Raw genomic sequence first — 23423 nt, forward strand, 5'->3', positions numbered from 1 at the left:
AATGTATTTATGGGGCAGTCACTTAGAAGGTTTAGAAAATTTTACACATGAATTTAATAAGTCAATTGAATTCGATAAAATTTTATTTGAAGAAGATATAGAAGGCTCTCTTGCTCATGTAAAAATGCTCAGTGAAGTTGGAATAATTAGCATAGAGGATGCAGAAATTATTTCAAGGGAGCTTAAAAATATTTTGAAGGAAATAAAAGCTGGGGAACTTGAAATAAATTTAGAGGAAGAAGATATTCATTCATTTATAGAAAATGAGCTCACAAGTAGGGTTGGTGATGTGGGCAAAAGGCTTCACACAGGAAGGTCAAGAAATGACCAATGTGCTCTTGATTTAAGATTATATGCTAAGAAAGCTTTAAATAGCATAAAAAAAGAATTATTAGACTTAATCGTAGAAGTAATCTCAATTGCAGAAAAAAATAAGAACACAATTATGCCAGGTTTTACTCACATGCAACATGCACAAGTAACAACTTTTGCACATTATATTTTAAGCTATGGTCAAATGTTTTATAGAGATTTAGAAAGACTAATTGAAACTTATAATAGGCTCGATGAAAATCCTCTTGGTTCTTGTGCACTTGTTACTACAAGCTTTAATATCGATAGATTTATGACTACAAAAATTCTTGGCTTTAAAAAACCTACAGAAAATTCAATGGATTCAGTTTCAGATAGAGACTATGTGCTTGAAATTTTATTTAATAATTCAGTGATTATGACTCACTTGTCGAGACTTTGTGAAGAATTAATTTATTTTTCAAGCAGTGAATATAGTTATATAAAATTTTCTGAAAAGTTTTCCACTGGCTCAAGTATTATGCCTCAAAAGAAAAATCCTGATATGGCAGAACTTATAAGGGGCAAAAGTGGAAGATGTTATGGAGACCTTTTAACTCTTTTTACAGTTTTAAAGGGAACACCGCAGACATATAATAAAGATTTTCAAGAAGACAAGGAAGCACTTTTTGATTCAGTAAAAACTGTATTTAATTCATTAAAGATTATAAAAGGAATTTTAAATACACTTTATATTAATAAGGAAAAAATGAGAATCTCTGCGGAGTTAGGTTATTTAAATGCAACGGATTTGGCTGACTATTTAGTCCTAAAGGGTCTGCCTTTCCGAGAAGCCTATAGCTTAGTTGGTAAAATTGTAAATTTCTCTTCAAAAGAAAACTTAAAACTTGAAGATATAAGTTTGGGAAAGTATAAAACTTTCAATGAAATTTTTGAAGAAGATCTCTATGATTATATAAATATAGAAAATTCATTAAAAAATAGAAATGTCTATGGTGGTCCAGCAGAAGATGCAGTAAATATTCAAATAAATAACTTAAAAAATTTAATTTCAAAAATAAAATAGACTTAATAGCCTTATTTTATTTTGCTTTTAAATAAAATTTTTATCTCCACCATTTCACTGTATGAAAATTATTTAAAAGCATTGACAAATGGTGGATTATTAAATATTATAATTTAAGAATATGAAATTTTTCATCAATTTAAATTAAATAATTTTTTGGAGGTTTGAAGTGAAAAATAAAAATGATAATTTAGAAAAGACAGCTGAAGTTTTAAAAGTAATGGCGCATCCCGTTAGGCTTAAAATTATTAAAAATTTAATTGACAATGGTCCATGCAATGTTGGATCCTTACAAGAGAAATTTAATATTCCTCAACCAACTGTTTCATCTCATCTTGGCAAGTTAAAGAGAGCTGGCGTTCTAAATAGCGATAGAAATGGAACTGAAATTTTTTATAAAGTTGATAGTAAGTTCATATTGTCTCTTGCAGAAGCCATATTTAATTAATCCCCTTAGTGGGATTTTTTTATGGAGTTTTTATGAAGTTAAATAAAGTCCAACTTGAAGCAGTGACTTCTATTGATAAAGATGTAACTTTAATGGCGGGAGCAGGCACGGGTAAAACTAGAGTCCTCACCAGTAGATTCATAAATATAGTTAAAAACAATCATGATCCAAAGAAAATTTTGGCTATAACTTTTACAAAAAAAGCTGCAGAAGAAATGCTTGGAAGAATTTCTAAGGAGCTTGTGGAAGAGAATATTGATTTTGAAGAAAAAGATTTAAATATTATGACTATTCACTCCTTTGCCCTTGAAATTGTGAGGAATTATTCTTATTTAATAGGAATAAATCCAAATTTTACTATTTTAGATGATGGCAAGGCAGGAGAGATGCTAGAAAATGCTGTTAAAGCATCTTTAAATAATATTAGAGACGAAAAATTTAAAAGGTATTTAATTGATTTTAAGACTAACCCCTTTGAGGAGAGAAAATTATTTGCAGATCTTTATGGAGACTTTCGAAATAAAAATTTAGATTTTTCAGATATTTTAAGTATGAGCCTAAATTTTAATAAGACCAGCAAAAGTTCCGATGAATTATTTTTACTCTTAGATGATTTTAGGAAAGTTAGCGGAAATAAGTTTAAAAAATTTTACGATGACAACATTTATGAAATTAAAAATACTGAAAATCTTGATCTTGAAATCTTAAACTCAATAGAAGAAAATCTTGGTTCTTCAAGTAAGTATGAGGATAAGATTAAAAAAATTGTAGATTTGATTCATGAATTAAAGAAAAATCTTGAGATAAAAAATAAGGAATATTATGAAATAATTATTGAAATTTTAAAAGAAATTGATAAAAATTATTCAAGGGAAAAGAGAGATATTAAGGCTCTAGATTACGACGACATTATCTCTTATACTCATTTAATATTAGGAGATGAAAGATTTAAGAAAAATCTTAAAGACAGGTATTCATACATATTGGTTGACGAATATCAAGACACAAATGAAATTCAAAATGAAATTATAAATACCTTTGTTGATTCAAATTTATTTATAGTTGGGGACCCAAAACAGTCCATTTATGCCTTTAGGGGAACTGACTTAAAGAGTTATTATAGTTTTTCTGATAAAATAAAAAAACGGGGCATTTCCCTTGTCATGAATAAAAATTATAGAAGTGATGGGAAAATTATTAATTTCATTAATTCCACCTTTGAAAACCTAATTGAGTCTTATGAGGAAATGGACTTTGACTATGAAAATGGCGGAGATGTCTATCAATACGACACCGAAGATAATAATGAAATTGCCGACTTAGTTTTAGACCTTTTAAAAAAATTCGAGGAAAAGGAAATTGCCATCTTATCTAGGAGCAATGCCCAAATTGACGAAATAAGTAGAATCTTATCTCTTAGAAATATTTCCTTTAATAAGGGCGAGAGAAGCTTAGAAGAAATTGAAGTTTTAAAGGTGACAAAAAATATTCTCTCTACTATTTATAGCCCAGAGGATTTTTTAAATACACTTGCTCTTTTTAATTCACCTCTTTTAAATTTCAATTTTAAAGATTTAGTTAAAATTTTAAATTTGGGCATTGATAATGTTTCAGCCCTTCTTGATTTAAAGTGTGACGATGCAAATATAAATAATTTTATAAAATTCCTTAATAAATTAAAAGAAAAATCAAAAGTTCTTCTTTTTGATGAAATGATTGAAGAAATTATGAATTATTTTTATGATTTAAAGACTCTCAAGAAAATTGATTGGGAATATCTATATAAATTTAAAGAAATGGCAAGAGAATATTTAGAAGATAAACAAGAAGATTACAGGTCCTTTGAAAAATACCTTTTAACTTTGAGCTTTGAAGACTTAGAAGAGGGAATAAATCTCTTAACTATACACAAGTCCAAGGGCTTAGAATTTGATGCAGTTATAATCTCACACATGGACAGGGGTAAAAAATTAGGTCAAGTGAGAAAAATTATAGTTAATAGAGAGCTTGGACTTGCCATTAAATCTGATTTTTCTGACTACAGGTATAGAGCTATTAATGAGAAACTAAGAGATGTAGATAGGGAAGAGGAGAAGAGAGTTTTATATGTTGCCATGACAAGGGCGAAGAGGGAACTCATCCTCTTTGGGAATTTAAAAAAATACAAAAGTGATTCCTATTTTGATTTATTAGATAGGGACATAAAAATTAAGGAATATGAATTTTCAAAGGATATAAAAGAAAACATACCAAAGAAAAAATACCCTTACCTCGACCTAGACTTAAATTTCGAAAATAGAATTAGAGAATATTACACTGTCACTGATTTTTTAAATTTCAAGAGAAGCCCTATAGATTTCTATAAAAAATATTTTTTGGGAATAGATGACTACACTTTGGGACAGGGCAAGATACAAGTAATGGATCCAAAGACTCTTGGAAGCATAGTCCACTTATTTGCACAAATTCACAGCAAAAAAGATACGAATAAAGATAATATAGATGAATATTTAAAAGACATTTTTGAATATTACGAAGAAGAAATTGATGAAGACAAGTTAAATATTGCCAGAGAACTTTCTCTAAACTACCTTGATATGGAAGAAGAAAATATAATTGATAAGGAATTATTATTTTATTACGACCTGGAAGGATTTTTAGTAAAGGGCTTCATTGACCAGGTGATAAAAATTGACGGAGAATACTCCATCGTTGATTTAAAAACTAGCGACATGGACCTAGACTATATAAAGTCTTCTTACGAGAATCAATTAGTGCTTTATTCAGCAATTTATGAAAAATTATATAAAGTTAAAGTAAAGGCTGCATATATTTTTGACTTAAGGGGTAAAAACAAAATAGATATTGAGATTAATGAGGAAAAGAGTAAACTTGTAATGGAAGAATTTTTAAATTACATTAAATTTATTAGATCTCATACTAATTATAAGGATTATTTAAAATTTTAAGGAGGAAATATGGATTATTCTAAAGAGTATCAAAAAAAATTAATTTCAGCTAAAGAAGCGGCAGCAATGGTAAAAGACAATATGTGGATTGACTATGCATGGGCTGGAAGTACACCTGTTGCCTTTGACAAGGCTCTAGCAAATAGACTTGATGAATTAAACGAAATTTATTTAAGAGGTGGCGTTCTTCTTTGGGAACCAGAGGTATTTAAGAAAGACCCTGAAGGACAAAAAGTTGTGTGGAATTCTTGGCACTCTGGTGGACCAGATAGAGGTAGAATTAACAAAACGCCAGGTGGTTTCTATGCACCGCTTAGATATTCAGAGCTTCCTAGATGGTATAGGGAAAATTGTAAAGTTGATATAGCTTTAATTGTTACTCCTCCAATGGATAAACACGGAAACTTCAATTTTGGACTTGATGCATCTCACTTAAGAGCGGTTACAGAAGTAGCAGATAAAGTTATAATTGAAATAAATAAAAATATGCCAACTTGTCTTGGTGGATTCGAACATGAAATTAATATTAAAGATGTTGATTATATTATTGAAGGAGAAAATCCAGAAATTGCTACACTACCAAAGGGAAGTTTTGGAGAAGTTGATGAAAAAGTTGCAAAATTAATTGTTGAAGAAATTCCTAACGGGGCAACACTCCAATTAGGAATCGGTGGAATGCCAAATGCAGTAGGTTCTCTTATTGCAGATTCAGACTTAAAAGATCTTGGAGTTCATACAGAAATGTATGTTGATGCCTTTGTTGAAATGGCTAAAAAAGGTAAAATTACTGGAGCTAAAAAGAATATTGATAGATTTAGACAAGTTTATGGATTTGCAGCGGGCTCTAAGGAAATGTATGAATATTTAAACTTCAATGCAGACGCAATGGCTGCACCAGTTTCCTATACTAATGACGCAAGAGTAATAGCACAAATAGATAATTTTGTATCAATTAACAATGCCGTTAATGTTGATTTATATGGACAAGTTTCTTCAGAATCTTCAGGAGCAAAACATATATCAGGTGCAGGTGGACAACTTGACTTTGTACTTGGTGCATATCTCTCTAAGGGTGGAAAATCCTTTATCTGTCTATCTTCTAAATTTATGAACAAGAAGACTGGCAAGGAAGAATCAAGAATTGTTCCAAACTTTGAAACTTTCTCAGCTATTACAGCTGCAAGACCAAATACTCATTGGATTGTAACTGAATATGGAAAATTCAACTGCAAGGGTCAATCAACTTGGCAAAGAGCTGAAGGAATAATTAATCTTGCTGCACCAGAATTTAGAGAAGATCTAATTAAAGAAGCAGAAAAGATGAACATTTGGAGAAGAACTAACAAGAGATAATTTGAATTGAATATAAAATTTACCCTCTAACTTTATTGTTAGAGGGTTTTAATTAATTTACAACAAAAATTTCACATAAAACTTTATTATTTATCACAATAAAATTTTATACTTTACTAAAGAATTAAATATAATAAAAATAAAAATTAATAAAAAATCTTTGCATAAAACAATAAACTATGGTATATTAAAATGTTTTTACTTTTTATAAATTCTCTGCTATACTAATAATAGGGATAATAGGAGGTAAAATATGTTTAATATTGGCGATAAAATTGTATATCCTATGCACGGAGCAGGCGAAATTGTTGCAATAGAAGAGAGAGAAATCCTCGGTAATGTGCACAAATACTACATAATGAGATTACCTATAAACGAACTTAAGGTTATGGTGCCTGTTAAAAATGCTGAAGAAGTTGGTGTTAGAAAAATTTCTGATACAAAGACTATGGAAAATGTCCTTGAAACACTTTCTTCAGACAAAGAAATTACTATGCCAAAAAATTGGAATAGAAGATATAGATTTAATTTAGAAAAAATAAAATCTGGCGATTTAACAGAAATTGCCGACGTGGTAAAATGTCTGGAAAATTTAGACAGACAAAAATCTCTTTCAACAGGAGAGAGAAAAATATTGACAGAAGCAAGACAAATCATCGTTTCAGAGATGGCTCTTGTTTTTGATAAAAAAGTGGAAGAAGTTTCAAAATTAGTTGATCATGCCATTTTTGGTTAAGGAGGGATTTTTATTAGCAGGAACCGAAAAATTGTGTCCAAAATTTTTAAGGTGCTATTTACTTTAATAGGCGCACTATTCGGTATTTTCATCGTGTCTCTTTTATCAGACATGAAATTTGTAAAAGGTATTGGAAGCCAAAAAGTTGTGACAGTTGTTGCTGTCATTATTGTACTTTTATTTGCACTTATATTTTTTATACTTTCACCAAAGGTATTTAAAACTTTGGTAGATCTTTTGGGTATTTGGGAGAGAGAAATCCAAACAAAATCTTTTACAGAGGTAGTACTGGGTGCAGTGGGACTTATTCTTGGTCTCATAATAGCATTTTTAATTTCACAACCTATATACAAGATTCCAATTCCCTATGTGGGTTCTGTAATTTCAATTTTACTCTATGGAATGATGGGATACTTAGGTTTAAATATTGGAATGTCAAACAAGGACACTATTTCAGAAAAAGTTAGAGATTTATCTTCCTTGGCAGCAAAGAGAACAGCTAAGCCAAAGGAAAATATTAAAACTCGTGAAGGCATTCCAAAGGTTTTAGATACTTCTGTTATTATTGACGGAAGAATACTTGATATTGCAAAGATTGGATTTATTGAGGGGCCTCTTGTAGTTCCAGTTTTTGTATTAGAAGAACTTCAACACATTGCAGACTCTGCTGACGCTCTAAAAAGAAACAGAGGTAGGAGGGGTCTTGACACTGTTGCAGAAATTCAAGACCTAAAAAATGTTGAAGTTATAATCTACAAGGGAAAAATCGAAGAAATTCCTGAAGTTGATTCAAAACTTTTAAAACTTGCCAGCGACTTAGGTGGCAAAATTGTAACAAATGACTACAACTTAAACAAAGTCGCTAAGGTTCAAAACCTAACAGTTTTAAATGTAAATGAACTTGCAAATGCAGTTAAGCCACTATATCTTCCAGGCGAAGAGATGAAAATTCTAATCGTAAAGGAAGGTAAGGAACAAAATCAAGGACTTGGTTATCTTGACGATGGCACAATGATTGTCGTTGAAAATGGAAAGGACCTCATTGGCGAAAGTGTCAATGTAATTGTAACAAGTGCACTTCAAACTTCAGCAGGAAAAATGATTTTTGCAAAACTAAAATATTAATTTTAAGAACTCTGTCTTTGGCAGAGTTTTTTTATTGATTGAATAAATATAATACTAATTTAACCATTAAAACCATTAAAGCGATTGTAAACAAAATAATTATTTGCAAGCTTACAGAGATTTTTTATTTGACTATATAAAAATTTTGTATTATTATTTTAGCATAGATAGGGGGAATAATAATGAAACTATTTTTACCCGGTCCTGTGTCAGTTCGCAGTGAAGTTTTAAAACAATTTGAAAAAACTGTAATAGGACACAGAACTAAGGACGCATCAGAAATTCAAAAGTCAATTATAATAAATATGCAAAAAGTTTTTGGAACTAAAGAATATATTTTAACTTCAACATCTTCAGGCACTGGACTAATGGAAGGAGCTATTAAGTCTTGTACAAAGAAGAGGGCACTTATTTGTTCTTTAGGTTCCTTTGGTGAACTTTGGCAAAGACTTGGTCTTGAAAATGGAATTGAGACAGACATTTTAAAGGCTGATCCAGGTGAAGCCACTGAGGCAAATAAATTGGAAGATTTTTTAAAGAAAAAGGACTATGATTTTGTTGGTATCACTCACAATGAAACTTCCTCTGGTATTTTAAATAGCCTTTCTGAACTTAAACCAGTAATTGAAAAGCATCCAGATATTATTTGGGCTCTTGATACAGTAAGTTCAGCTGGCGGAACTCCCATTGATCAAGATAAGTATGGCATAGACATTGCTATTACATCTTCACAAAAGTGTTTAGGTCTTGTGCCTGGTCTTAGCTTTGCATCTTTTTCAGAGAAAGCTGTTGAAAAGGCAAAGACAGTAGAAAATAGAGGTCACTATTTGGACTTGCTACTTCTTTATAATTATTCCAAGGAACATGACTACCAATACCCATCAACTCCTGCCATCTCAAATATGGTTGCAGCAGAGTATCAACTGGACTATATAATAAATGATGAGGGACTTGAAAATAGGTTTAAGAGGCACTCAGAAATGTCAAAATATTTTAAAGAATGGGCAAATAAAAATTTTGAAGTGTTTGGAGACGAAAAATATTTATCACCAACAATTACTTGTGTTAAAAATACAAAAAATTTAGACTTCAAAAAGTTAAATCAAGAATTTCTTGATAGAGGCATTTTAATTTCTAACGGATATGGACCTATGGCAGATAAAACTTTTAGGGTTGGGCACATGGGTGACACAAGCCTTGATGACATGAAAGAGCTAACAAAAATATTTGACGAAATTTTAAATAAATAAAATATAAGACTATAAAATATCTTGCACAAGGCAGGATATTTTTTTGTATAAATTTAATAAAAATTTGATTTATAATTAAGTTTTTGTTACAAATGCAAAAATTCTTTGAGAAAATACTTTTATTCCTTTATACTTTTTATGTAAGCGAGGTTGATGAAATGAATAAAAAAAGAATTAGTCTTGTAATGCTTTTATTTTTAATGACTATTTCAACTAATGTGTTTGCAGCAAATAAATTATTATTTCAGGAGCCCATTGCTCCTGGTGTTGTAAGGTACAAGTATGAAGTCACTAGAGATAAAAAGAATGCACAGACAAATGTAGTTACAGTTGATTTAAACAATCCCTATATAAAAATTAATACAGTTGCAGGTGGAGGAACTTATACTAACAAGGCAACTGTTTCTCAAATGGCTGACAGAACTAATGCTGTTGCTCTTGTAAATGGAGATTTCTTTACTATGCAACTTCAAGGTGTGCCACTAGGTGCATCTATAATTGATGGAGATATGAAGTCATCTCCTGCAGTTTTGACAGACATTTGGTCCTTTGGCATTGATGAAAATAACACTGCCTTTATTGACAGCACAAAATTTGTTGGAAGCGTAACTGCTCCCAATGGAAAATCTTACCCTATTGATGGATTAAACAAGACTTTTTACTGGTACCAACCATCTAAGGAATATTCTCACGAATCAAAAATTCAAATGTATAATTCCTTCTGGTCTTCAAAGTCTAGGGGAGATAAAACTGCTGGTGAAGTTCTTTTATCAGAGGACAATGTAGTTGAGCAAATTGTCTACAGAAAAAATATTGACATGAAAATTCCTGAGGGAAAGAAAATTTTACAAGTAAGCGGTGGATCTGAAAGATTTATGCGTGAAAATGTAAAAGTTGGCGACAAACTACAAATTAATACTAATATTGAGCCCAATAGAAATTGGAAAATGATGATTGGCGGTCACGCCCTTCTTGTAGAAAATGGTGCTATAAAAAAATACACTAAAGATGTCAATTCAATTGGTGGAGTGAGAGCTAGAACTGCTGTAGGCATAAGCCAAGATGGAAAAACTGTCTACATTGTTTCTGCTGAAGGTAGAACTAATAGGTCTCCTGGACTTTCACTAAATGAGTTGTCTCAGTTTATGTTGGACCTTGGTGCATACAAGGCTATGAATTTAGATGGCGGCGGTTCTACTGCCATGGCAGTTAGAAATTTGGGAGACTTAAAGAGAACAAGAGTTACTAATCCTGAAAGAAATGCTGGCGAAAGAAAAGTTGTCAACGGACTCGGCGTTTTCAATACAACTACTAACACTGGCATAATTTCTGATGTAAAATTTGAAAGTGATTTAAACACAATTGTAGGAGAGCAACTTAATCTAAAATTAAAATCAGGCTGGGATGAATTTTTAAATCCAATTGATATCAAAGATAGAACTTATACAGTGACTGACAATTCTAATGGAGCAAACATTCTAAATGGCTTGTCCTATCTTTCTTTGACACCAGGTAAATATAATTTATCTGTAATTACTGATAAGGGCGAAAATATTAATAAAGAAATTAATGTTGCAGACCTTTCTGCCTACAATAAATTTAATATTGACACAAAAAATAAAATTATCAAAAGAGGAATGACTTTAAGCCTTGATTCAAGGGGCGAATATAATGGAAGAAAAGTAAAAATTTCTCCTAGAGTAATAAATTATTCCTTTGAAGACATGACAGCTAGTGTAGATCCAAATACTTTTAATATTAATATTCAAGATTATGGAAGAAATCCAAAAATAATTGCAAAGCTTGGCGACAAGACTTCAACTCTTTCACTTTATGATGAAAATACAAAGCTCATTAAGATGAAAATCAACGATGTGAATTATAGCATAAATGGCGAAGGTAAAAAAATGGATGCTAAACCATTTATCAAGAATGATAGAACTTTAGTGCCACTAAGATTTATCGTGGAAGCCATTGGTGGAGAAGTAAATTGGGATAATGACAATAGACTTGTCACTGTAAATAGTAAGGGTAAAACTATTGAACTTCCAATTGACTCAAAAACTATAAAGATCGATGGAGAAGATGTAAATATTGATCAAGCTGCCATAATTAAGGGTGATAGGACTTTCGTTCCAATTAGATTTATTGCAGAAAATTTGGATATGGTTGTTAATTATATTAATGATACGCGTGAAATTGAAATTTCTTCTTTTGAAGATAAAAAATCAGAGAATAATGCTGACTCGACACAAGTTCCTGATGAAAAAAATGCAGCGACTAACAATTCACAAAAGGGACAAAATAATACAAAGAATACAAACAATTCACAAAATGCCAATGCTAATACCAATAAAAATAAGAATGCAAATAATTCTAATGCTGCAAAAAATGCTGGCAATGTAAGTACAACAAATAATGCAAAAGAAAATAATACAAGTTTATTTAATTAATCTAATTAAGAAGAGGTCTCCTGAGGGAGATCTTTTTTTTGAAATAAAATAGGAACTCCCTTTCGAGAAGTTCCATTTTTGTCAATAAAATTATTTTTCTAAAATCATTTCTCCAATTTTATAGACATCGCCAGCACCCATTGTTACAACTACATCATCTTTTTTAATATTTTCTTTGATGAATTTTACAATATCTTCAAAGCCTGAAATGTAAAAGGCATTGTCTCTGTGGTCTGAAATAGCATCTCTTAAAGCTTTGGAGTGAATGTCGCCATAATCTTTTTCGCGAGCTGCATAAATATCTGTGATTATTATTACATCAGACTCGTCAAAGGAATTGGCAAAGGCATCTAATAGAAGCTTAGTCCTTGTGTAGGTGTGGGGTTGAAAAATTGTGTAGAGTTTTCCCTTGCAGGCATTTTTAATTGCGTGAATGGATGACTTTATTTCTGTTGGGTGATGAGCATAGTCGTCCATAATCTTTGTGCCCTTGTAGTAGCCCTTTTCTTCAAGTCTTCTTTCCACACCCTTATAGTTTTTAAGTCCAATAATTGCATCTTCAATTGGTATATTATTAACATAAGTTGCTGCAATAGCAGCAAGAGAATTTAAAACATTGTGTCTGCCAAGGACAGAAAGCTCAACATGACATATTTTCTTGCCCTTTAAATATAAATCATAAGTTGGGAAACCATCTTCTGAAAAATCTATATTTTTTGCTCTTAGATCTGCATCATTTTTTATGCCAAAAGTAAAGACCTTGCAGTTATCAATTGGAAATAGAGTTTCAACATTTTCGTCGTCAACATTTAAAATAACATAATCATCTGCGTGAAGATTATCTACATAGCCCTTAAAAGTTCTTATTATGTGGTCAATGTTGTCAAAATAATCTAAGTGGTCTTCGTCAATATTTAAAATAATTTCTGTAGTAGGGAAGTACTTTAAAATATTTGCCTTGTATTCGCAAGCTTCAGTTAAGAATAAATTTTCATCACCAATTTTAATGTTGCCGTCAATGTCTTTTAATTGACCACCAAGCATAATTGTTGGATTTAAATCTAGGTCTTTAATAATTTCAGTTATCATGGAAGTTGTAGTTGTCTTGCCATGAGTTCCTGAAACTGCAATTGATTTTTTATAATTTTTCATAATTGCGCCTAAAAAAGTTGCCCTATCAACTAAGTCAATTTTTTCTTTAACTGCTGCCATGTATTCTTCGTTGTCAAAGGAAATTGCATCAGTAAAAATTACAAGATCCATGTTTTCTATATGTTCTTTTTTGTGTTCATAGTAAATTGTGGCACCATTTTTTTCTAGCTTTTCTGTGTTAATAGAAGGCATTCTGTCACTTCCATAAACCTTATAGCCCTTATAAAGCATGAGCTCAGCAAGGGCAGACATGCTAATGCCACCAATTCCTATAAAAAATATATTTTTATACTTACTATCATCTATATTAATTTCAAACAATTTACTTCCTCCAATTCTTTTTAATTATAACACAAATTTTTACAAAGAAAGAAATAATAAGCCTGTAATTAAATAAATTATATAAAAAAATTTAATTAATTTATTTATTATGTATCAGACTTGTGCTATAATATGGTAAAGAAAGAGAGGATGATACTTGTATGAACATAACTGATGTAAGACTTCGCAAATTACCAACAGAAGGAAAGCTTAAAGCAATAGTATCTGTAACCTTTAATAATGAATTTGTGCTTCATGATATAAAAATAATAGAAGGAAATGAATCTTTATTTTTAGCAATGCCAAGCAGAAGACTTTCTAACGGAGAATACAGAGACATTGCTCACCCTATTAATGCCGAAGCTAGAAAAGAATTGGAAGATGTAATATTTAAAGAATATTACGCAGTAAAAGAAAAATTAGATTCAGAAGAAATGGAAAAACCTGAAGCAGAAGAAGTAACTGAAGAATAAGATTAAGAGAGCCCTGCGCTCTCTTTTTTAATAGAAATACCCCGAAAACTTTTTATAGTTTTGGGGGTAATTTTTTGGAATTTATTAAGTTTAATCCATCTTGCTTACATGGACAAGTTCACCATGTCTGTAATAATATTTTGGAAGTCTTCTGTTAAAGTGCGTTATAAAAGAAGTTTCACAGTCGCCAGAAAAGTGACAAATATCTCTAATTTTGATCTCTTCATCGCCCTGTCTTCCTACTAATACAACCTCGTCACCAATTTGGCAATCCACTCCAGTGGCATCAACCATCATTTGGTCCATGCAGATTAAGCCAATTTGCTTGCATCTCTTTCCATTTATGAGAACTTCAATTTTTTCTGATAAAATTCTTGGAAAGGCATCAGCATATCCAAGGGGAAGAGTGACAACCTTAGTGTCTTTGTCGCACTTATAAAATCTCTCATAGCCAACAGTTTCGCCAGACTTTACTTCTCTTATAGCTGCAATTTGAGCCTTAATTGAAAGAAATTCCTTTAGTCCAAATTCTTCAGGTAATTTTTCGCTATCTGTATACCCAAACTGTATTATACCAGGTCTTACCATATTGAGATCGTATTCTCTGTGATATAAGACAGAAGAAGAATTTGCAATATGTTTGTATGTAAATTTGTAGCCAAGGTCTTCAATTTCTTTTATAAAATTTGTAAAAGTTGTAAATTGTCTTTTTGTAAATTCTGGATCTGATTCACTGGCTGCAAAGTGAGAAAAAATTCCTTCAACAAAAATATTTTCAAGCTCAAATATTTTTTTAACTTCTTTTAATGAATTTTCACCAGGAATAAAACCAATTCGTGACATTCCACTGTCAACAGCAAGGTGAAGCTTAGCTTTTTTGCCTAAGTCCCCTGCAAGCTCATCTAATTTTATTGCATCTTCAAGTGTATAAATAGTTAAGGTGATTTCATTTTTTACTGCATCTTCAAAGAGATGGGCTGGTGTGTAACCGAGTATTAAAATAGAAGTATCAGAAAACTCTTTTTTTAATCTCAATGCCTCACTTAAAGTTGCCACACCGAAAAACCTTATGCCAAGTTCTCTTGATACATAGGAAAGTGGAATGGCACCAAGTCTATAGGCGTCACTTTTAACAACGCTCATAATTTCTGTTCCTGGAGTAATTATACTTTTTATTTCTTTAATATTGTTTTCAAAATTATCTAAATTTATTTCAATCCAAGCTGGTCTTGTCAAAAAATCCTTCATATTATTTTCCTTTCAAACGAGAATTTCTTTTAACATTATATCACAGTAGATGAATTTAGAAAATTTTTTACAAAAAAAACTGCCAAGAAGGCAGTTTAGTTTTAATATTCTTTGTCAACAAGTAAGATGTTTAATATTACGGCTACAATAGTTCCACCAGAAATGCCTGATGAGAAAAGTGCGGCTATTAAGCTAGGAAGTTTCGCCACTATGTCAGGTCTCATTGTAATTCCTATTCCAACCCCAATTCCTCCAGCTATTATCATAATATTTTTTGTAGAAAATTTTGCCTTGCTAAGAGCTTGCATACCTGAGCCAATAATTGTACCAAACATAAGAATTCCAGCTCCACCAAGAATTGGCGTAGGCATAATGGAAACTAAAGTTGCAAATTTAGGGCAAAAGCTCATAATAATCAATATAAAGGAAGAATAGAGAGCGACCTTTCTTGATGCACACTTAGTAAGTGGAATAAGACCAACATTTTGGCTGAAGGTTTGAGCTGCACCTGAACCAAAGACTGGAGAAAGCATTGACCCAATGGCATCAGCTCTAACACCACTTGCAATGTCAGCATCTGACAAGTCTACTTCGCACACCGTCCCTAAAGTTTTCATAACTCCTACAGTTTCGATTATTGTAACAAGATAGCCTGCAATAAAGGGAACAACAAATTTTAAATCAAATTTAACTCCAAAGGGAAAAATTTCTGGCATTCTTATCCATGGAGCTGCAGCAACTTGTGAAAAATCTACAAGATTTAGTGGAATACAAATAATGTAGGAAATAATCATGGCTATAAAAACTGATGCCGTCGTTACAAAACCTCTGCCATAGTGATTTATAAAAATTATAAGTAGGAAGGTAAAGACAGCAATCCCAATAAAGAGTGGGTCGCCATAATTTTCTGCACCATAACCTCCGCCTACCCAGTCAAAGGCAACGGGCATCATTGTAATTCCAATTAGGGTAATAACAGTTCCTGTTACAACTTCTGGGAAAAATTTAAGAAGGGGCTTAATAAAAAAGCTTAAAATCAATTCTAAAAGGGCACCCATTATAGTTGCACCAAAATAACCTGCAAGACCGCCACCCATAGTATTTATTACCGCATTGGCAGGTGGCACAAAGCCAAAGTCAGTTCCCATAATTGTTGGAAGCCCTATACCAACCTTGGCGTTGCCCTTAAATATGCCCTTGGTTTGAATAAAAGAACAGATACCAGAGGCAAGTAGGGCAGCTGAGATAAGCACAGAAGTCTCGGCAACATTTGTGCCAGCTATAGCAGCAATACTAAGTGGAACTGCAATAATTCCACTAAAGGCAGTCAAAATATTTTGAAATCCAAGTAAGGAGGATTTTAAAAAATTAGGCTTGTCATCAACTTCATATTCAAGTTTCATTACATTGTATTCCTTCACAATAAACTCCTTTTTTAATATAATTATAACAAAATGATTTTAGCACATAAGCATTTGTCATACAATAATAGAAAGGAGCAAAAAATGTATTTATTTGTAGCCCTAGGTGGGGCCTTTGGTTCTAGTCTTAGATATTTTTTAAGTAACAAGATAAATAGTGGTGGAGATTTTCCCCTTGCCACACTTATAATTAATGTAGTGGGAGCTTTTTTCTTAGCAATAATTGCCTTTTACGCTGAGAAAAATAAATTAGATCCTAGATTAATTTTATTTTTAAAGGTTGGATTCTGCGGAGGTTTTACAACTTTCTCAACTTTTGCATTTGAAATATTTAATTTAGAAAAGAATGGGAATTTAATACTTTCAATTTTTTACGCCTTAATTAGCATAATTTTATCGCTTATAGGAATTTACTTTGCAAGGTTTTTAATACTAGAAAAATTTTAAAATTAGAATTTAAGAAATTTGTAAGAATTTTGTACGCTATTTTGTAATTATTATTTGCTATTATAATGGCAGAGGAGGGATGTAATGGATAAATACAATATTTTAATTGCTGAGGATGACAAGGAAATTGCAAGGTCAATTGGAATTTATCTAAAAAATGAAAATTTTAATATTTTTTACGCCTACGATGGACTTGAAGCCCTAGAAATTTTTAAAAATGAAAAAATTGATCTCATAATAATGGACCTCATGATGCCAAATTTATCTGGCGAAGAAGCTATTATTAAGCTTAGAGAAATTTCTGTAGTCCCAATAATTATTTTATCTGCAAAATCAGAGGACACTGACAAAATTTTCGGACTAAATATTGGCGCTGATGATTATATTCAAAAGCCCTTCAACTCAATGGAGCTCATAGCTCGTGTTAAGAGCAACTTGAGAAGATTTTATGCCTATGATTTAAAAAATGACAGAAACTTTATTGAAATAGGCAGCATTAAATTAGATTTATCACAAAAAATTGCCTATGTGGGGGACAAACCAGTTGCCCTAACATCTATTGAGTTTAAAATTTTGGAGCTCTTGATGAGAAATCCCAACAGAGTTTTTTCCATTGAAGAAATTTACGAGAGTGTGTGGAATGAGCCAGCCATGGAGGCAAAGACTGTTACAGTTCACATTAGGCGAATAAGAGAAAAAATCGAAGTAAATCCAAAGAAGCCAATGTACTTAAAGGTGCAATGGGGACTTGGATATAAATTTGAAGATTTGAGGCGAAAATAATGAAAAAAAATTCTTACAAACTTAGCTATTATGCTTTAATAATTTTAGCTATATCACTTATTTCTTTATTAGCAGGATCATTTTTATTTTCAAGGGATCCTAGCTCTTCTTATAGAAGAGTTTTGACAGATAATAGAATTACTGCCACTATAGACTTATCACTTAATGATGAAGATTATAGCTCCTATAATAGGTTTAACTTTGCTATTAAGTCCTACAAACTAAAATATTTTGACCAAAATGGAAATGTTGTTACAGATCCAGGATTAATTGAAGCTCAAAAGAAGAAGGATGACCTAAAGGCCAAGGGACTTGATCCAAAGGACTATCTTGAAGATTGGATGCTAGACCAACCAGAAATAAAATCTGAATATAAAACTTTTTACTTAACTAATGAATATGAAAAAAATGAATTTGATCCATTAGAAATTGAAATGGGAAATAATGACTTCTTAATCACAGGTTCAGTAATTAATAATAGTATAGTGATTGATAAGGTTCAAAAGAGCCAAAGACTTATGGATAGTGACTACAATTTTATAGAAAAGTCTTTTAAATCTAAAATTAATGACAGTTTTAGATATTTGAACAGCAAAAACAATATTAAAAATTTAAAGTTTGCTTATTACGCATCACTAGACGATGAAGTCTTTAAAGAAATTGAAAGAGATGTATTTAGAGACCAAGTCCAAGTACAAATTGGAGTAAGCGTATTAATCGCTTCAATATTATCTCTACTTCTTGGATTATTTATGAATATGGAAAAAGTTGACGGCAGCGAAAGCTTGAGGAAAGTTTTTAAATTTCCAATAGAACTTGTGATTATTTTATTTGTAATATTTGGATTTTCTGCTGCAGTAATATCAAGTATGAATCAAATTTACAGTAATTTGTATATTTTCTATTTCTTGTATCTTCTTGGTCTTGTGATTATTTCACTTACAGTAAATTATTTTATAATTTTATTAAAGAGCATATTTAACAAGAATACAGAAAATTATCTTCTTAAAAATTCTTTAATTTATAGAATTTTTAATGCTGCAATTTCAGAATTTTCAAATATAAATGAGGAGAATAAAAATATTAAAGATGCAAAGATTAAATTTACCCTAGTTTATTTTGGAATTTTCATATTGCTAGCAATACTCAACATGATGTTTTCAACTATGTCTTACTATGCTCCTGAAAAAATGTTGATTCCAATGATATTATTTGGCATATTCATTTATTATATTTTGATGAAAAACATAAATGAAGTTTCAAGGATTTCCAGAGAGTCCAGCGAAATCGTTAAGGGAAATTATAAAAAGAACATTGAAAAAAAGGGTGGTCTTTATGATGGCATAGTCGACAACTTTAACAATATTGGAGAGAACCTAGACCTTGCCATTGAAGATGCAGTAAAGTCTGAAAGATTAAAGACAGAACTCATTACAAATGTAAGCCATGACTTAAAGACTCCATTAACATCTATAATTAATTATTCTGATCTATTATCAAAAGATGACAATACAGATGATGAAGCTAAGGAGTATTCGAAAATAATAAATGAAAAGTCCAACAAGTTAAAGGTCCTAATAGAAGATTTATTTGAAGTTTCAAAGGCGACATCAAATAATATTGAACTAGATAGGCAAGAACTTGACTTTAATTCCCTTGTCCAACAGTCAATAGGAGAGTGGGAGGATAAAATCGGAGAAAACAATATTGAAATTATTTCAAATCTTCCTGAAGATAAGCTAATGCTTAACATTGATGGACAAAAATTCTCCAGAGTTTTAGACAACTTGTTCTCAAATATTTCTAAGTATGCCCTAGAAAATTCAAGAGTTTATGTAGATCTTTTAGAAGAAGATGGAGTTAAACTGACTATAAAAAATATTTCTAAGTATCCACTTAACATTTCTGCAGAAGAACTTATGGAAAGATTTACTCGTGGAGAAAAATCAAGGACAACATCAGGCTCAGGCCTTGGACTATCAATAGCCTCATCCTTTGTGAGAGCTCACGGTGCAAGCTTTGACATAGAAATTGACGGAGACTTATTTAAGGTTAGGATAGAATTTTAAAATAAAATTCTAAAGGATTTTAATAAATTAGCTTAAAAGGATTTTAAAATACAATGCAGAAGAAAGTTCGGTTGAAAATTATTTCACCGGACTTTTTTCTTTAACTTGACAAAGCTAAAGCGATAATATATACTCAAGATGAAAATATAAACATCAACAATAATAAAAAACAAGAGGTGAGAAAATGGAACTATCAAATGGAGAACTTATGGTAATGGAAGTTTTGTGGGAAGGAGAATGCCTAGATGAAAATGGAGAAATACAAGCTCTAGAATTATCCAAAGTATTAAAGGAAAAACATGGCTTGGGCAAGACATCTTGCTACACATTTTTTGGCAGGCTCTTAGAAAAGGGAGCAATAACAAGAAGGTATCCTAAGTACACAATAAAACCCATAGTGACAAGAGAAGAAGCCTTGCAAAAACAAAGAGAAGAAGCCATAGACAAATTATTTCAAGGATCCTTTATAAGTTTTTGCAGGACCTTTTTAAGGGACAAAAAAATAAGCGAAGAAGAAGTTCAAGAGATAAAAAATCTCCTTAAAGATTTTGATAAGGAAGAAAAATGAGAATAGGTGTAGCCAGTTCAGTAGTCCTTTATAAAAGTTTAAAGTCAATTATAATATTAATTTTGATTTTACTCTTTAGAAGGAGATTAAACTTAAAAAGCACTAAGGGTGCTAATATCATATTGTGGACTCTTCTTTTAATCTATTTAATATTTCCAAAAGATATTTTATTTAGTATAAAAACCTATGAAGCTTCAAAATTTATAAAGACAATTTTTGCGCCCTCAATTCTGATAAATCAAGCAGCAATTTACATAACCGATAAGTTCCCATCAATATCACGATTTAATAGGATAGTGGGATCAAGCTTAGTCGTTATCTATACGCTATATCAATTTATAAAATTTAAAAAAGCCTTAAGTAATTCTCTTGAACTAAAGGACAGGACTCATTTAAACAATTCTCTAAAAAAATTTAATATAAAAAGAGAAGTAAAAATTTATATAAATGATGAATTAGACACTCCTATAACTTATGGAATATTTAGACCCAAAATAATTTTACAAAAAAGCATTTTAAAAGACTGGGATTTATTAGACCATGTATTAACTCATGAGCTAGTGCATATAGAAAGATATCATATTTTATTAAGTCACTTAAAAAATTTAATAATATGCCTTTATTGGTACAATCCCTTTTTAATACTTAGCTTACAATATTTTGAGAAAGATATAGAGATAAACTGTGACAAAATAGTTATAAAAAAAATAGGAGATAGCCAAGAAAATAGAAAAAATTATTGCCAGTCAATGCTTAAATTAATAGAAAGACAGAGGGAAAATGATAAATTTGTCTTAAATTTAAGCCCAACTAAGGAAAGGATGTTGACTATGAAAAATTGGAAAAAAACACTGTCAGGAACTTTTACTTTAATATTTTTATTATTCTTGTACATACCAGTGTTTACTAATGCTGTAGAAGTAGACGAAAATGAAGTTATATCGGATACAGAGGGAATAAAAGAAGTTTATGTAAATGTGGACAATAGAGTGGAAGAAATAACAGATGAAGAGTATGAAAACTTAGAATTATATGAAATTCCAACTAATGGTTTGAGATCAGCTAACATAGATCAAAAAGTAACATTGGGGAGATTAGAATACGAGTCATATACCTTTACAATGAAATCATTATATGGAAAAGATCACGATGGATTTACCATAAAAACTAGTGAAATGTACTCCAAAGCAGGCGTTAACTATACGGTTATTATTGAAGAGAATGGTGATACAATATATGAATCTAGATTTAGTAAAGGTGTAAACTTAAAAATGAACGCTAATAGAGGAAGTAGTTATAGAGTGACCATAAACAATAGATCATCAGAGTTGCTATCCTATAAAATTAATATACGAAGTTATGCTAGATAGGAGGAAAGTCTATGAGATATTTAAACCCACAGAGGTATAAGAACGGAGATTTTTTCATAATAAACAATAATTATAAATAAAACTTAGCACATATTAATAAAATTAGGAGGATTATTATGAAAAAATCATTTAGTATATTTCTTGTAGTTTGTATATTATTTAATTTGGTAACTTTTGTATCAGCACAAGAGAATAAAAATAATGAAATAAACAATGAAGAAAATGGTATATATTATGAACAACCAAGAGAAAGTATAGAAAAATTTTTTAACGATGCGAGAAAAGAAACTGAAGAAAAAGTAAGATTATTAAATTCTATTACAACTTTTGATAATTATTCTTATGAATATAAAACAGAATATTCATCTAGAAAAAAGGTATATGCAAATAATATTTTATTAAATGGACAGCCAAGAGGTGGCACAAGAATTGATGGATATATAAATGTGAACAAAAACGAAGGAACACCAATAAATCTCTCTGTTTCAGTGGGATTACCTAAAGTTCCTTATGTAACAATTAATGTTGAGATGGGTTCATATACGGGTACATCCGTTTCTGGAGGTAGTATAAGAGTTCCGAATTCTTATCAATATTTTTTAGCTTATGCTGATAAAACATTTGAAGTTGAGGGACATGTAGTATATTATAGATTAAGAAATTCAAATGATGAGTGGAAAGTTTATACAACTTATTTCCCACATACTTTATTTAACGAATACTTTTATGTAAGACCTGTATAATAAAACCACATAGACATATTTAAGACTTTAAGGAAGGTGCGTTTTGGGAAAAAAGAACTTACTTTTTAAAATTTCAATTGTTCTTAATATTATTCTCTTGTGTTCTACAATTATTTTAAAGCAAGAGCCAATGGTTCCTCTCTTGAGGGGGACTTATGTCCATTCCAATGGAGACTTTTATTCAATGTCCTTTGATACTGAGAAAAATGTCTATTATATCTTTTGTAATGGAAGTCTTATAGAAAAAGGTAATTTTAAAGAGGACGAGGACAAGAGGATATACAAACTAGAAGATAATGATTATAACAAATATATATTCTTAGATGGAAAGACTTTTTATTTTGCCCTATCAGAGGATAAGGTAATTAAATTTGAAAAGGATTCAAATGCAATCACTTATTACGGAGAATCAAGTGATTTTGAATAAATTTTTTATTTAATAATGAAGTTCATAAATTTAAGAAGAGGCGAAATAATGGAATTTATTGTTTTTATTTGCTTTATGATTTTGCTTTTAAATTTTAGAGCAAATTCGAGAAGGAAACAATTTAATAAAGATAAAACTTACAACAATCTAAATCCGATTTATTTGTTTTTTGCATTATTTTGCCTTTTAATATGGCTGTGCTTTGCCATAAAATTTATGGGCTGCCTTTTTGATATTTTAAGGGCTGGCTATGAAATAAGTATTTCAAAATTTTTATTTCCACAAATTAGAGATATGGTTTTAAAATTTGCAGAAAATAACAATGAAGACATTTCTCATGAATTATTGTCATTACTTATGTCTTATGAAAATTTATTGAAAAGTTGTCTTTTATTAATAATTACTTTTGTTTTCCTTGATTTAATGCTCAAGAGAATTGTAATAAAAGATGAGGAAATTATTTTTAACAATAGAGTTTATAAAATAAAGGACATTGTGGATTTTAAAAATATTAATATTTTTGGTAATAAATATGTTCAATTAAAATTAAAAAAAGATGAAATTTATTTGCCAATTAAGGGCAATGAAAAATTTATTGATTTAATTGATGAAAAAGTTTAGTAAATTAAAAAAATTATAAAGACAAGAAAGTTCGGTGGAAAATTATTTCACTGGACTTTTTTCTTTGC

Annotated in this window: 20 protein-coding genes; 17 read left to right on the forward strand and 3 right to left on the reverse strand. The window is 30.6% G+C overall.

The window, feature by feature from the left end:
• The first annotated feature begins 1 nt into the window (after position 1).
• From argH to HMPREF2801_RS00960, 8 genes are all read left to right on the forward strand, one after another.
• Positions 2 to 1378, forward strand: coding sequence for an argininosuccinate lyase (gene argH / locus HMPREF2801_RS00925; RefSeq protein WP_070610114.1), 1377 nt, complete (start codon positions 2 to 4; stop codon positions 1376 to 1378).
• A 169-nt stretch (positions 1379 to 1547) separates the two neighbouring features.
• Positions 1548 to 1826: an ArsR/SmtB family transcription factor gene (locus HMPREF2801_RS00930; RefSeq protein WP_083303688.1), complete on the forward strand. Its 279-nt coding sequence runs from the start codon at positions 1548 to 1550 to the stop codon at positions 1824 to 1826.
• 32 nt (positions 1827 to 1858) lie between these two features.
• Positions 1859 to 4795 carry a UvrD-helicase domain-containing protein gene (locus HMPREF2801_RS00935; RefSeq protein WP_070610117.1) on the forward strand — a complete coding sequence of 979 codons (2937 nt, stop codon included), beginning with the start codon at positions 1859 to 1861 and terminating at the stop codon, positions 4793 to 4795.
• Between the two features lie 9 nt (positions 4796 to 4804).
• A complete protein-coding gene (locus tag HMPREF2801_RS00940; RefSeq protein ID WP_070610119.1) occupies positions 4805 to 6148 on the forward strand; it encodes a butyryl-CoA:acetate CoA-transferase in 1344 nt (447 codons plus the stop codon).
• Positions 6149 to 6401: 253 nt separating this feature from the next.
• The gene (locus HMPREF2801_RS00945; RefSeq protein WP_019124512.1) at positions 6402 to 6884 is read left to right on the forward strand and encodes a CarD family transcriptional regulator; all 483 of its coding nucleotides are present in this window, start codon (positions 6402 to 6404) and stop codon (positions 6882 to 6884) included.
• Between the two features lie 33 nt (positions 6885 to 6917).
• A complete protein-coding gene (locus HMPREF2801_RS00950; protein ID WP_070610120.1) occupies positions 6918 to 8009 on the forward strand; it encodes a PIN/TRAM domain-containing protein in 1092 nt (363 codons plus the stop codon).
• A 182-nt stretch (positions 8010 to 8191) separates the two neighbouring features.
• The gene (locus HMPREF2801_RS00955) at positions 8192 to 9259 is read left to right on the forward strand and encodes a pyridoxal-phosphate-dependent aminotransferase family protein (RefSeq protein WP_070610121.1); all 1068 of its coding nucleotides are present in this window, start codon (positions 8192 to 8194) and stop codon (positions 9257 to 9259) included.
• A 158-nt stretch (positions 9260 to 9417) separates the two neighbouring features.
• A complete protein-coding gene (locus HMPREF2801_RS00960; RefSeq protein ID WP_070610123.1) occupies positions 9418 to 11712 on the forward strand; it encodes a stalk domain-containing protein in 2295 nt (764 codons plus the stop codon).
• A 90-nt stretch (positions 11713 to 11802) separates the two neighbouring features.
• Here the strand turns inward: HMPREF2801_RS00960 and murC are convergent, their stop codons facing one another.
• Complete coding sequence (gene murC, locus HMPREF2801_RS00965) at positions 11803 to 13185, reverse strand: UDP-N-acetylmuramate--L-alanine ligase (RefSeq protein WP_070610125.1); 1383 nt, start codon at positions 13183 to 13185, stop codon at positions 11803 to 11805.
• Positions 13186 to 13346: 161 nt separating this feature from the next.
• Here murC and spoVG point away from each other — a divergent pair, with 161 nt between their 5' ends.
• Positions 13347 to 13658 (forward strand): septation regulator SpoVG, encoded by a 312-nt coding sequence (gene spoVG / locus HMPREF2801_RS00970; RefSeq protein WP_070610128.1) that lies wholly within the window; start codon positions 13347 to 13349, stop codon positions 13656 to 13658.
• A gap of 90 nt (positions 13659 to 13748) precedes the next feature.
• Here the strand turns inward: spoVG and alr are convergent, their stop codons facing one another.
• On the reverse strand, positions 13749 to 14906 hold the full coding sequence (gene alr / locus HMPREF2801_RS00975) for an alanine racemase (RefSeq protein WP_070610130.1): 1158 nt from the start codon (positions 14904 to 14906) through the stop codon (positions 13749 to 13751).
• A 101-nt stretch (positions 14907 to 15007) separates the two neighbouring features.
• Positions 15008 to 16327, reverse strand: a complete 1320-nt coding sequence (locus HMPREF2801_RS00980; protein WP_246829951.1) for a uracil-xanthine permease family protein — start codon at positions 16325 to 16327, stop codon at positions 15008 to 15010.
• An 84-nt stretch (positions 16328 to 16411) separates the two neighbouring features.
• On the opposite strand from HMPREF2801_RS00980, the gene crcB reads away from it, so the two are divergent.
• From crcB to HMPREF2801_RS01020, 8 genes are all read left to right on the forward strand, one after another.
• Positions 16412 to 16774, forward strand: coding sequence for a fluoride efflux transporter CrcB (crcB, locus tag HMPREF2801_RS00985; protein WP_070610132.1), 363 nt, complete (start codon positions 16412 to 16414; stop codon positions 16772 to 16774).
• Between the two features lie 84 nt (positions 16775 to 16858).
• The gene (locus HMPREF2801_RS00990; RefSeq protein ID WP_070610134.1) at positions 16859 to 17557 is read left to right on the forward strand and encodes a response regulator transcription factor; all 699 of its coding nucleotides are present in this window, start codon (positions 16859 to 16861) and stop codon (positions 17555 to 17557) included.
• Positions 17557 to 19626, forward strand: coding sequence for a sensor histidine kinase (locus tag HMPREF2801_RS00995; protein ID WP_070610136.1), 2070 nt, complete (start codon positions 17557 to 17559; stop codon positions 19624 to 19626). Before HMPREF2801_RS00990 ends, HMPREF2801_RS00995 begins: the two co-directional genes overlap by 1 nt.
• Before the next feature lie 184 nt (positions 19627 to 19810).
• The gene (locus HMPREF2801_RS01000; RefSeq protein ID WP_070610138.1) at positions 19811 to 20194 is read left to right on the forward strand and encodes a BlaI/MecI/CopY family transcriptional regulator; all 384 of its coding nucleotides are present in this window, start codon (positions 19811 to 19813) and stop codon (positions 20192 to 20194) included.
• Entirely contained in the window at positions 20191 to 21564 is a 1374-nt protein-coding gene (locus tag HMPREF2801_RS01005; protein WP_070610140.1) for a M56 family metallopeptidase, read from the forward strand. The genes HMPREF2801_RS01000 and HMPREF2801_RS01005 overlap by 4 nt, the downstream gene beginning before the upstream one ends.
• Positions 21565 to 21680: 116 nt before the next feature.
• Entirely contained in the window at positions 21681 to 22307 is a 627-nt protein-coding gene (locus HMPREF2801_RS01010; RefSeq protein ID WP_070610142.1) for a hypothetical protein, read from the forward strand.
• 43 nt (positions 22308 to 22350) lie between these two features.
• Complete coding sequence (locus HMPREF2801_RS01015) at positions 22351 to 22734, forward strand: hypothetical protein (RefSeq protein ID WP_070610144.1); 384 nt, start codon at positions 22351 to 22353, stop codon at positions 22732 to 22734.
• Positions 22735 to 22782: 48 nt separating this feature from the next.
• Positions 22783 to 23355, forward strand: coding sequence for a hypothetical protein (locus tag HMPREF2801_RS01020; RefSeq protein ID WP_148130059.1), 573 nt, complete (start codon positions 22783 to 22785; stop codon positions 23353 to 23355).
• Positions 23356 to 23423 lie beyond the last annotated feature (68 nt).

The sequence above is a fragment of the Peptoniphilus sp. HMSC062D09 genome, assembly GCF_001811425.1.
GTDB lineage: Bacteria > Bacillota > Clostridia > Tissierellales > Peptoniphilaceae > Peptoniphilus_A.